The following is a 12,880-nucleotide window of genomic DNA, read 5'->3' as shown; positions in this document are numbered from 1 at the left end:
GTTAAAATAAGATATATATTTCCACCATAGAAAGGCGTTGATAGATATGTACAAGATATTGATCGTAGATGATGAGAAGATAGAAAGAAACGGTATTCGGTTTCTTTTAAAAAAACTGAATCTGGAATTTGAGATTGCAGAGGCGGTAAATGGTGTGGATGCACTGGAGAAGCTGGAGAAAGAAGATTTTGATATCCTGCTTACAGATGTAAAGATGCCTTTCATGGATGGAATCGAACTGATCGACCATGTTGTGAAGGAAAAGAAAAAGCTGCGCACAGTCATATTCAGCGGATGCAATGAATTCGACTATGCAAAGAAAGCGATCCGGCTGGGTGTTGTTGATTATATTTTAAAGCCGGTTGATCCAAATGAATTCAAGAATACCCTGAATAAGGTTGTAAATGAATTGGAAGAGGCAAAGGCTTCGGACGAGCTGAAGAATAAGAGCATGGAATTCTTATATGAGCATGCGCTCTATATGCTGTTGAACGGAACGGATGTTACGAAGCTCAGACAGGAATACAGCGGATTATCGCTAGATCTGGGTAAATTCAAGAATATGCTTTTGATGGAATTCAATCATGATTTCTTCGGCAGACGTGGGGTGGATTTCAAAGAGAATGAGAACTTAAAGTCAATTGGAATCCTGCAATATCTGAACCTGAACCAGCAGCAGGAGATCTTATTCTTAGGGGATGAGATGAATATTCTCCGTAAGGCAAATGAGATCGTAAAGATCATCAAAGCCGATTATGATGCTGACTGTTACATAGCGATATCCTCTGATATCGGGGATCTGTCCGAAGTGGCAGATAAGATGGAAGAACTCGAAGTACTGATGGAGAACAAATTCTACCATCCGGAGATCCATGTATTTTATCCGAACATGGAGGGTGAGACTCCGGGTATTATCCAGTTCGATGATGACACCTTTATGAAGCAGATGAAACAGGATATCAAGATGAAGGATGTGGAAGCACTCCGGGAGCATTTCCAGAGATTCTGTGAGAAGTACAGACATAAGACAGAGTACTCCCAGATCTATATCAAGTTCCTGTTCTCGAATCTGATGAAGGATATCTACGGAAGCATCGATGAGACTGACGAAGCAGAGTTAAATAAAGACATTGAGAAATTATATATGGCGACAGATTTTCAGGTGTTGACAGAGCTTGTCGAAGAAGCAATCCGGAGACTGGAAACCTGTTTTGCAGGAAAGACACAGATGGCGCATCGGGAAGTAGAACTGGTGAAGCAGTATATTTACCGGAACTATGGAAGCGAGCTTGGAATCGATATGCTGGCGGATATGGTACATCTCGCACCGAGCTATCTAAGTACGGTATTTAAGAAGGAAACCGGACAGAATCTAAGCAAATTCATCAAGGCATACCGGATGGAACAGGCAAAGGATATGTTAGAGAACAGCATGACGAAGATCGTAGATATCAGTGTGGCGTGCGGATATCCGAATGTGTCTTACTTCTGTTCCAGCTTCCGTGAGTTCTTTGGCGTGAGTCCGCAGAAATTCAGAGAGAGCGGAGGACAGGCGGATGCATAAAGAACGGATAGATAAAAGGATAAAAAGAAGGTTCCAGAATCTGCGATTATCCGGCAAGCTGTTGGTTATTTATATACTTGCCGGTTTTTTGCCGATCATGATCACGCTGACGATCACCTACCATGAGATGAAGAAGATCCTGTGGGATCGTGAGACAATGATCCTGGAATCGTATCTGACACAGACGACGGATGCGCTTGATAATGAGTTAGAGATTTATAACAATCTTTCTAATTATATATCCTATAATCAGTCGATCGCGAAGATCTTAAGCTCGGATCAGAGTACATATCAGAATTATGAGCAGGTGGCAAGTGTCATAGATCCCCTGCTTTCTTCTATTATGTATTTTCATGATGATGTAAAGCAGGTAACGATCTACACGGATGCCTGTCAGGTGAAGCACGGCAGTACGATCGCCCCCATTACCACGCTTGAAAATGAAGAGACGAACTATGGAATAGTTGACGATAACCAGATCCACTGGATCGTGAATGCGAAGGATAAGACTGCGTATTCGTTAAACCGCATGGCTATGCTGGAGCAGAAAAAGGCGAAGGGTCTGCTCTATGTAGGGGTGGATTATGACAGCGTATTCCAGCCGTTTAATAACGAAACGGTATTTGATAATTATGGCGTTGTGATAGAGGATGCAGAAGGTAACTGCATCTTTAAAAAGAGTGTATTTACAGAAGAAAAACAGCCGTATGAATTATCAGAGGAACAGTTCTTTGCAACAGTAGGGCAGAAGGATTCCGGTTATCAGTTTATTAAGCGGGAGTCGAAGGCATCCGGCTGGAAGATCTGGATCTATAAGCCGGATCGACTGATCATTTCTTCGATTCAGCCAATCTTAATAATTGCTGCAGCAGCAATCCTGGTCAGTCTGATCGCAGCAGTCGCATGTATCCGTATAATTTCCGAGTTCATAACGAAACGTATCAGTAAGCTTCAGAAGAAAATGCGTAATCTGGAAACCGGGAATCTTGGTATGGAGATTGAGAATGACAGTACGGATGAGATCGGTGATCTGATCAATGGTTATAACAGTATGACGAAGCGTCTGGATGCAACGATCAATGAAGTATACCGAAGCAAGATCAAAGAAAAGGAATATGAGATGCGGGCGTTGCAGGCGCAGATCAATCCGCATTTCCTGTATAATTCCCTGTCTATCATTAACTGGAAAGCGTTAGAGGCAGACCAGGAGGATATCAGCCGTATCACGTTGTCGTTGTCCACCTTTTACCGGACAGCGTTAAATAAGGGAAAGAATATCCTGCTTGTCCGGGATGAGATCGCGAACATCAAAGCATATCTGGATATCCAGCTTACGATGCACGATGACAGTTTCGATGTTATCTATGATATCGATGATTCCATTTTAAAATATGAAACACTGAACCTGATCTTACAGCCGATCCTCGAGAATGCGATCCATCATGGCATAGATCTGAAACAGGATGGCAGAGGAGAGATCCGCATCAGTGGAAAAGAGGACGATAAAGATATCCGGTTTGCGGTATCCGATAATGGTGTCGGTATGACCCAAGAACAGGCGGAGCTGATACTGACTGCCGATTCGAAGGGCTATGGTGTGCGAAATGTCAATGAACGTATCAAACTGTATTATGGAGCGGAATATGCGGTTTGTATCGACAGTGAAGTTGGCAGGGGAACGACTGTCACGATCCATTTTCCAAAAGAACTGCATGCAGAAATCAAACATTCATAAAAAACCAACATGTTTCTGAAATTATTGATATATACGGTGAAACGGTTCCTTTTTATAATAATGTCATAAGGTAAAGGTACTGCAAAAGTATTAAAAAACAAACAAAAAAACATGACTTATTTAAAGGAGGAACGGTTATGAAGTTTAGAAAGTATGCAGCAATTGCACTGGCAGGAGCTATGTGCATGTCATTACTCGCAGGATGTGGAGATAAGAAGGATGATACATCTAAGGATTCCACAACAGCATCAAATGCAGAGGCAACATCAGGAGAGAGTACTGATACATCTGCAGAAGAGGAAAACATTAAAGCAACAATTACAGTATGGGGACCTGCCGAGGATCAGTCACCGGATTATGGTGAATGGCTTCAGGGAAGATGTGAAGCATTTAATAAGGAACATCCAAATTGGGATCTTTCATTTGAATATGGTACATGCAGCGAGGCAGATGCAGGAAAGACCGTAACACAGGATGTATCCGCATCAGCAGATGTATATATGTTCGCAAACGACCAGTTACAGACACTGATCGATGCAAACGCAATCTCGGAGTTAGGCGGAAGCACAGCAGACTATGTAAAGTCAACAAACTCACAGGCAGTTGTGGATTCTATCACAGTAGATGGAGGAATCTATGGTGTTCCGTTTACAACAAATACATGGTTTTTATACTATAACAAGAAAGTATATTCAGACAGCGATGTAAAGAGCCTTGATACAATGCTTGAAAAAGGAAAAGTTGCTTTTCCTCTTACAAACAGCTGGTATGATGCAGCATTCTATCTTGCAAACGGATGTACATTATTCGGTGATGGTACAGATAATGACGCAGGAATCAACTTTGGCGGAGATAATGGAAAGGCTGTTACAGATTACCTTGTAGATCTTGTAGCAAATAAGAATTTTGTAAATGATGAATCCGGTGTCGGTATTTCCGGTATGACAGATGGATCTATCGCAGCTATGTTTTCCGGTTCATGGGATTATAAGGCATTACATGATGCACTTGGTGATGATCTTGGAATCGCAGCTATGCCTACAGCCAAGATCGGCGGATCTGACAAGCAGTTACTTTCATTTGCCGGTTCAAAGGCAATCGGTGTAAATCCAAACTGTGAATATCCACAGGTAGCAGTAGCACTTGCCCTGTACCTTGGTAACGAAGAATCACAGCAGTCACATTATGAAGCAAGAAGCATTGTTCCTTGTAACACAAATCTTTTAGAGAGTGATACGGTAAAGAATGATGCATTAGTAACAGCTCAGAACGATACCTTTAACAATACATCTATGATCCAGCCATTTGTACCTAAGATGAGTAACTTCTGGACACCGGCAGAGAATTTTGGTAAGGCACTCTTAAACGGTGAAGTTACACATGATAATGCTGCTGAGCAGACAGAAGCATTCAATACATCATTGAACACAGATGTAGCAGAGTAAAAATAAACAGTTCATAAGATAGAGTGTTCCATTTCCACAGGGGTGGTGGAACACTTTATTTTATGAAAGAGACGTAAAAACGCAACATTTACTTTGAGACGGAGGTGTCAGGATGGCTGAAGCGACAGTAAGCAAAAAGAAAAAAATAAGACGAAGTGATTATCAATATACTGTTTTCAAGGCCATGAGAAATGGTGACTGGATCACCAGATTATCGTTCCTGATCATGGGATTCGGAAACATTGTCAGAAAACAGTTTGTAAAAGGTTTATCATTTCTGGTACTTGAAAGCATATTTATTTATTTCATGATAAAAAACGGTGCATCCCTTCTGACCGATTTCTTCCATCTGGGAGGAGCAGAACAGGAGAAGGTGTGGAATGATGCAAAAGGCATATTTGAATATACACAGGGTGATAATTCCCTTTTGATGTTATTATATGGAGTAGCCACGGTATTTATCATATTTGCATTTGTATGCCTCTGGGTAGTCAGTGTCGAGAGCGCATATCGTGCACAGTGCCTGCATGATGCAGGGAAGAAAGTTCCGGGATTTACAGATGATATTAAGAGTTTATTTGATAAAAACCTTCATATGTTTCTGCTTCCACTTCCGGTACTCGGGATTGTTGTCTTTACGATCTTGCCGCTCGTATTCATGATCTGTATGGCATTTACAAATTACAGTAAGCTGGATTCCCATACGGTATTGTTTAACTGGGTAGGACTGAAAAACTTTGCCAAGATTTTGAATTTTAATGACGCAGTCGGAAGTACATTCTGGTCCGTTCTCGGATGGACGCTGGTATGGGCGGTTGCTGCGACATTTACCAACTATATCTTCGGTATGATCCTTGCAATGGTCATCAATCGAAAGGGAACAAGATGTAAGAGTGTGTGGAGGTCGATCTTCATGTTATCCGCAGCCGTTCCACAGTTTGTATCCCTGCTTTTGATGCGTACGATCTTCAGTCAGAATGGTATCGTAAATACCTTATTACTGAATCATCATATCATCGACAATGCAATTCCGTTCTGGAGCAATGCAACCGTTGCCCGTATCATGGTTATCGTGATCAATATCTGGATCGGTATTCCGTTTACCATTATGCAGGTGACCGGTATCTTACAAAGTATACCGGAAGATATCTATGAGGCCGCAAAAGTGGATGGAGCCGGACCGGTGAAGATCTTCTTTAAGATCACACTTCCATATATGTTATTTGTAACAGCTCCGTATCTGATCACGACTTTTGCAGGTAATATTAATAACTTTAATGTAATCTATCTTCTGTCAAACGGAGCACCGATTCCGGTTGGAAAGACAGCAGGAAAGACCGATCTTCTGGTTACCTGGCTCTACAAGCTGACAGTTGATAATCAGTATTATAATCTGGGTGCGGTTATCGGTATCATGACATTTATCGTTCTTGCGATCGTATCTCTGATCACCTATCATAATACAACATCTTATAAAGACGAGGAGGGATTCCAGTAATGACTAAAACAGGTAAGAAAATAAATGGAAAACAGAAGCTTACACCATCGGATATCGTTGTTCATATTATACTGGTAATTCTTTCTGTGATCTGGGTAATCCCGATTCTGTGGATCGTTCTGATCAGCTTCCGTGGAGAAAAAGGACAGTATGTTTCTACATTGCTGCCAAAGGCGTATACTCTTGGCAATTACACAAAGTTATTTACAGATACCGGTATCCTGAATTTTCCGAAGATGTTCATGAATACTTTGATTATTGCGATTTTCTCCTGTATAATATCTACAGTATTTGTATTGGCGATGTCATACTGTATGTCGAGAATGCGTTTCCGACTGAGACGCCCATTTATGAATGTAGCATTGATCCTTGGTATGTTCCCGGGATTCATGGCTATGATTGCAGTTTATTATATCTTAAAGGCGATCGGACTGTCAGAAGGATCCTTGATCCGTGTTGCACTTATCCTGGTTTATTCCGGTGGTGCAGGCTTACAGTTCTATATTGCAAAAGGCTTCTTTGATACGATTCCGAAGTCGATCGAGGAAGCAGCTTATCTGGACGGAGCAACCAGATGGCAGTCGTTTACTAAGATCATTATTCCGTTAAGCCGTCCGATCATTGTATATACGGTTCTGAATTCCTTTCTTGCTCCTTGGATTGATTTCGTATTTGCAAAGGTTATCTGCCGTGCAAATAAGGATTACTATACCGTATCTATCGGACTTTGGAATATGTTAGAGAAAGAATATGTGTATCCGTGGTTCAATTCCTTTGCAGCCGGTGCGGTGCTGATCTCAATTCCGATCATCATTCTGTTCATGTTTATGCAGAAGTGTTATCGTGAGAGCTTCTCCGGTGGTGTAAAAGGTTAAGGGATCATATGATTATTTGCTTATAGTTTGGTTGAAACAGAGGAATGTATATGATTACAGGTTCGTATTTAAAAAAGATTATTTCATGTGTGCTGATTATAAATTTATTGATCTTATGTGGATGCGGTGATTCCGGGGCTACCCCCTCCACCCGGGAGAATGCAGAGACAAAAGAAGAATATGAAGCTGCGTTATATACAGCCCGCACGACACCTTACGGAAAATATCCGGAACAGCTTACCTACACACTGGGTAAGCTGTCCGGAGCAAATAATTCCAATCTCCCGGATGGCGAGACGTATGAAAATAATGCTTATACAAGGCTGTTGAATGAAAGGCTAAATGTTCAAAATCAGGATGTGTTTGAGGCTATGGATGAGCAATATACCGATAGTGTGACCATGGTGATCGCACAGAATGATCTTCCGGATGTGATGATCGTGGAGGATCTGGATGAGCTTCAGTATCTGGTGGATAATGATATGATCGCAGATCTGACAGACAGCTATAATAACTGTATGAGCGATACGATCAAGAATATATATGGAAGCTATGGTCGGGATATCCTTGATGTTGTAACCTTTGGCGGGAAGATCATGGCGATACCGGAAACGAATATCTCAGACGGACCGAATCTGATCTGGCTTCGTAAGGATTGGATGGATGCACTTGGGCTGTCCGCACCGAGAACACTCTCGGATGTAGAAGAGATTATAAGACAATTTAAAGAAAAAGATCCCGGACATAATGGGGCAGGAAATACCGTAGGGCTTGTATGTGATACCAGTCTCTGCGGCGGTTGTGGTTATAGCAGCGAATACACATTAGATATTATATTTGCTGCATATGGTGCATTTCCGAAACAGTGGATTTATGATGAGGACGGCAATGTTGTCTATGGTTCGGTTCAGCCGGAGGCGAAAGAGGCACTTGCCCATATCCATGAGTTGTATAAAGAGGGAATTCTGGATCAGGATTTTCTGATGCGGACGAGCAGTAACCTGATCGAGCTGATCGTGGATGGTCAATGCGGTTCTTTCTTTGGTCCCTGGTGGGCACCGAATAACCCGCTGATGCAGGCAGTGGAACAGAATAAAGATGCCGAGTGGCAGCCTTATCTGATCGCAACAGAGAAATCCGGACTTACCAGTTATCATACACAGAATCCTTCCGGTAAGTATATTGTAGTGCGTAAGGGTTATGAATATCCGGAGATTGCATGTAAGATTGTTAGTGTATTATTTGACTATTTGCGGTATAATGACAGAGACAATCAGGAGATTGTCGATTATTATAAAGAAAATGTAGACCCTACCGCCAGACCGTTTGCGATCAATGTAGATTATAACAATGCTTTACAGATCTGCTATGGAGAACTGAATCATGTATTTGCGGGGGACAAATCCGCAGATGATCTGAACGTACTGGAATATTCCTATTATGAGGCATGCGAATCCTATCTGAAGGATGCGGAGAATGCCAGTGCGGAAGATTGGGCGGCGTATACTTCCCGTATCACAGCCTGTAAGATCTTAAACGATGGAAGAACGAACAAAGTAGAGTCGTTATATTTTGGAGAAACGGAAACGATGGTTACAGACTGGTGGAGCCTTGAGAATCTGGAAAGTGACACCTATCTGAAGATTGTAACCGGTGAGAGTTCACTCGATGAATTTGACCGTTTTGTCGAGAACTGGTATCAGAATGGCGGTGAAACGATCACAAAAGAGGTACGGGCTGAGATAGAATAAGAAGTTTCCGATGTTTTTATACGGAGGCATATTAAGATGACAGAAAGAGAAAAAATGATAGCAGGATCCGTTTATGATCCATCTGATGATGAATTAATACGATTAAGACAGAATGCGCATCGGTTGAGTAAAGAGTATAATGACTGCTTTGAGACAGATGAGAAACGCGAGAAGATTCTGGCAGAGCTGATTCCGAATAAGGGTAAGAATGTATATCTTCAGGGACCGGTTCAGTTCGATTACGGTTGCTTTACCGAGATAGGCGAGAACAGTTATGCGAACTTTAATTTTACCTGTCTGGACTGTGCACCTGTTAAGATCGGCTGCAATGTATTTATGGGACCGAATGTTTCTCTGCTGACACCGATGCATCCGTTTCGTTTTCAGGAGCGTAACATTTATAAGAGGGAAGACGGCGTGTATACAGACCGGGAATATGCGAAGCCAATCACGATCGGAGATAACTGTTGGCTGGCAGGAAATGTAACAGTATGTGGCGGTGTAACGATCGGCAGCGGTTCTGTGATCGGAGCCGGAAGCGTGGTTACGAGAGATATCCCATCGGGAGTATTGGCTGCCGGAAATCCATGCAGAGTCATTCGCGAGATCACGGAGGAAGACCGTTTAAAGTAGAATTATATTGTTGAGAAAATGAAATGGGAGTCTGTCAATGAAAAAGTTGACAGGCTCTTTTTGAATCATTAAACTGAAAGAAGAGTAATTTTGCAAAGGAGTATGAAACATGAAAATAGGTATTTTAGGATATGGTAATCTTGGACGGGGTGTTGAGTGCGCGATCAAGCAGAATCCGGATATGGAGCTAGCAGCGGTATTTACCAGACGTGCACCGGAGACAGTATCGATATTAACAGAGGGAGCAGCTGTTTGTTCTGTAAATGATGTGGAGCAGTGGAAGGATAAGATCGATGTCATGATCCTCTGCGGCGGCAGTGCTACCGATCTGCCGGAGCAGACACCAAAGTATGCAGAGATGTTCAATGTTATAGACAGCTTCGATACACATGCAAGAATTCCGGAGCATTTTGCAAATGTAGATGCTGCCGCAAAGAAGAATGGTCATGTCGGCATCATCTCAGTAGGCTGGGATCCGGGTATGTTCTCTTTAAATCGTATGTATGCAAATGCGATCTTACCGGAAGGTCGTGATTATACATTCTGGGGAAAAGGTGTCAGCCAGGGACATTCCGATGCGATCCGTCGTGTAGAGGGTGTTAAGGATGGCAAGCAGTATACGATCCCTGTAGAAGCAGCACTGGAAGCAGTCAGAAATGGTGAGAATCCAGAACTTACAACCAGACAGAAGCACACAAGAGAGTGCTTTGTTGTATTAGAGGATGGTGCCGATCCTGTAAAAGTTGAAGAAACGATCAAGAACATGCCAAATTATTTTGCCGATTATGATACGACGGTTCACTTTATCAGTGAAGAAGAATTAAAGGCAAACCACAGTGGAATTCCTCATGGTGGATTTGTGATTCGTTCCGGTAAGACCGGCTGGAATCTGGAAAATAATCATGTGATTGAATACAGCCTGAAGCTGGATTCCAATCCAGAATTCACATCCTGTGTCATCGTGGCTTATGCAAGAGCAGCATACCGTCTGTACAAAGAAGGACAGAGCGGATGTAAGACTGTATTCGATATAGCACCGGCGTACTTAAGCGCAAAAGACGGAGCAGAGCTCCGTAAGAGCTTGTTGTAATTGCATAATTCATTAGATGGTGTCAAACATGTTGACTTTACCAATCAGGGAACGCTTCCGCTCGTTTCGTCCTGCAGCGGTACTAAGATGCCGCCTTTGCGCCATCAAGTACCGGCGGACTCAAATGTCCCTGTATTGGTAAATCAACATGCTTATACACCATCTAATGAATTGTGCCAGTACTTGTAATAAGGAGGATTTTAAGATGAGCGTTGTTTTGGATGAGATGAAGACGAGAAGAAGTATCCGGAAGTTCAAACCGGATATGGTTCCGGCAGATGTTCTGGATCAGATCATTGAAGCAGGAACATTTGCTGCAAATGGCAGAGGCTTGCAGTCTCCGATCATTATTGCGGTAACAAATAAAGAGATGCGGGATAAGATCATGGAGATGAACCGTAAGATCGGCGGCTGGGAGGAAGGCTTTGATCCGTTTTACGGAGCACCTGTTATATTGATCGTACTGGCAGATGCATCCTGTCCGACTGCTGTCTATGACGGAAGCCTGACGATGGGAAATCTGATGCTTGCCGCACATGATCTTGGAATCGGAAGCTGTTGGATCCATCGTGCAAAAGAAGGATTCGAAAGCGAAGAAGGAAAGCAGATCCTTGAAGGCCTTGGAATCACCGGCGACTATATCGGTGTCGGACATTGCGCACTTGGATTTACGGATGGAGCGTATCCTGATGTTATTCCAAGAAAGGATAACAGAGTATACTATATTCGCTAAGCAGTTATTGACATTCTGAAAAAATATGGTAGAATAGCCACGAAAACGAATGAAGTGGATTTTTCCGGATAATAAATAAGTCATCTTTTCGCCACACAGCTATAAGTGAAACCATTTATAACTGTGTGGCGTTTTTATGTAGAGAGGGAGAAATGTATGAACGAAGAATTTATGAAAGAACGACCGGTGCTGCCGCTGCTTTTGTCAATGGCACTTCCGATGATATTATCGATGTTGGTCAATTCTCTGTATAACATTGTGGACAGCTTTTTTGTAGCGAAGATCAGCGAGGATGCGATGACAGCTCTGTCGCTTGTCTTTCCGATCCAGAATTTTGTAAATGCGGTAGCCATCGGTTTTGGCGTGGGAATCAATGCGGTGATCGCGTTCTATCTCGGCGCAAAAGAACCGGACAAGGCAAATGCAGCAGCGTCAAAGGGCACTCTTCTTTCTGTTGTTCATGGTGTGATCATGACAGTAGTCTGTATTCGGATCATGCCGGGATTTCTGCGAATGTTCACATCGAATGAGATGGTTGTTCAGATGGGAATTCAGTATTCGATGATCGTATTTGCATTTTCTGTTATTATTTCCATTGATCTGTCATTTGAGAAGATTTATCAGGCAGTTGGAAGAATGGTTGTTACAATGGTCGGACTTGGCGGTGGATGCCTGATGAACATTGTATTAGATCCCCTATTGATCTTCGGTATCGGACCATTCCCGAAAATGGGAATCCGGGGCGCGGCACTTGCAACCGGACTTGGACAGGTGTTTACCCTGTTGATCTATCTGTTTGTCTATGTGTTCCGTCCGATATCCGTAAAGATCGGCAGACGATATCTGCATACGGAGGATTATCTGACAGGGAAGCTGTATGCGATCGGTATTCCGGCTATTCTTAATATGGCGCTTCCGTCCCTGCTTACAACTGCACTGAATGCGATATTAAGTACCTATTCACAGATCTATGTCGTGATCCTTGGAATCTATTATAAATTGCAGACATTTTTATATCTTCCTGCAAACGGCATGATCCAGGGTATGCGTCCGGTAATTAGCTATAATTACGGAGCAGGAGAGCATAAGCGTGTCCGCAGCATTTATAATATTACACTTACGATCATTGGTATGATCATGGTATTTGGAACAGTGATCTGTCTGATCTTTCCGGATAAATTGATCGGAATGTTCTCGGATAATCAGGCAACGATCACGGAGGGCGCGACGGCACTTCGGATCATCTGTGCCGGATTTATTGTTTCTTCGGTATCCGTGACTTCATCCGGTGCATTAGAGGGACTTGGTAAGGGTACGCCATCATTGATGATCTCCCTGCTTCGCTATGTGGTTGTCATCATTCCGGCAGCATTTGTACTCAGTCGTATCTTTGGTGTTGTCGGTGTCTGGAATGCGTTCTGGGTAGCAGAACTGATAACAGCAGTTGCCGCACTTTTCATTTACCGACAGGCAGTTAAGAGAAAAAGTTAAGATTTCATAGATTGCACAGTTGCATGAAAAAGAAGATAATAAAAGAAGAAAGAAGGATTTATATG

At 42.6% G+C, this 12,880-nt stretch carries 10 protein-coding genes; all 10 read left to right on the top strand.

The genetic code is table 11. The features are described 5' to 3' along the window. Positions 1 to 46 precede the first annotated feature (46 nt). The 10 genes from CLOL250_RS00260 to CLOL250_RS00215 all read left to right on the top strand — a co-directional run bounded on the left by CLOL250_RS00260 (position 47) and on the right by CLOL250_RS00215 (position 12,815). A complete protein-coding gene (locus tag CLOL250_RS00260) occupies positions 47 to 1,564 on the top strand; it encodes a response regulator (RefSeq protein WP_008399802.1) in 1,518 nt (505 codons plus the stop codon). Next, positions 1,557 to 3,299 (top strand): sensor histidine kinase, encoded by a 1,743-nt coding sequence (locus CLOL250_RS00255; RefSeq protein ID WP_008399801.1) that lies wholly within the window; start codon positions 1,557 to 1,559, stop codon positions 3,297 to 3,299. Before CLOL250_RS00260 ends, CLOL250_RS00255 begins: the two co-directional genes overlap by 8 nt. 137 nt (positions 3,300 to 3,436) lie before the next feature. Beyond that, complete coding sequence (locus CLOL250_RS00250; protein WP_008399800.1) at positions 3,437 to 4,744, top strand: extracellular solute-binding protein; 1,308 nt, start codon at positions 3,437 to 3,439, stop codon at positions 4,742 to 4,744. Between the two features lie 112 nt (positions 4,745 to 4,856). After that, on the top strand, positions 4,857 to 6,242 hold the full coding sequence (locus tag CLOL250_RS00245; protein WP_008399799.1) for a carbohydrate ABC transporter permease: 1,386 nt from the start codon (positions 4,857 to 4,859) through the stop codon (positions 6,240 to 6,242). Further along, on the top strand, positions 6,242 to 7,117 hold the full coding sequence (locus tag CLOL250_RS00240; protein ID WP_008399798.1) for a sugar ABC transporter permease: 876 nt from the start codon (positions 6,242 to 6,244) through the stop codon (positions 7,115 to 7,117). The genes CLOL250_RS00245 and CLOL250_RS00240 overlap by 1 nt, the downstream gene beginning before the upstream one ends. 89 nt (positions 7,118 to 7,206) lie before the next feature. Next, positions 7,207 to 8,868 (top strand): extracellular solute-binding protein, encoded by a 1,662-nt coding sequence (locus CLOL250_RS00235; RefSeq protein WP_274922213.1) that lies wholly within the window; start codon positions 7,207 to 7,209, stop codon positions 8,866 to 8,868. Positions 8,869 to 8,904: 36 nt separating this feature from the next. Then, the gene (locus tag CLOL250_RS00230; RefSeq protein WP_008399796.1) at positions 8,905 to 9,501 is read left to right on the top strand and encodes a sugar O-acetyltransferase; all 597 of its coding nucleotides are present in this window, start codon (positions 8,905 to 8,907) and stop codon (positions 9,499 to 9,501) included. A 109-nt stretch (positions 9,502 to 9,610) separates the two neighbouring features. Beyond that, positions 9,611 to 10,591, top strand: a complete 981-nt coding sequence (locus tag CLOL250_RS00225) for a diaminopimelate dehydrogenase (RefSeq protein WP_008399795.1) — start codon at positions 9,611 to 9,613, stop codon at positions 10,589 to 10,591. 205 nt (positions 10,592 to 10,796) lie between these two features. Next, positions 10,797 to 11,324 carry a nitroreductase gene (locus CLOL250_RS00220; RefSeq protein ID WP_044944510.1) on the top strand — a complete coding sequence of 176 codons (528 nt, stop codon included), beginning with the start codon at positions 10,797 to 10,799 and terminating at the stop codon, positions 11,322 to 11,324. Positions 11,325 to 11,480: 156 nt separating this feature from the next. Beyond that, positions 11,481 to 12,815: an MATE family efflux transporter gene (locus tag CLOL250_RS00215; protein ID WP_008399793.1), complete on the top strand. Its 1,335-nt coding sequence runs from the start codon at positions 11,481 to 11,483 to the stop codon at positions 12,813 to 12,815. Positions 12,816 to 12,880: the final 65 nt, after the last annotated feature.

Origin of the sequence: Clostridium sp. L2-50 (assembly GCF_000154245.1) — a bacterium.
GTDB lineage: Bacteria > Bacillota > Clostridia > Lachnospirales > Lachnospiraceae > Coprococcus.
This window is presented reverse-complemented; position numbering and strand designations above follow the sequence as displayed.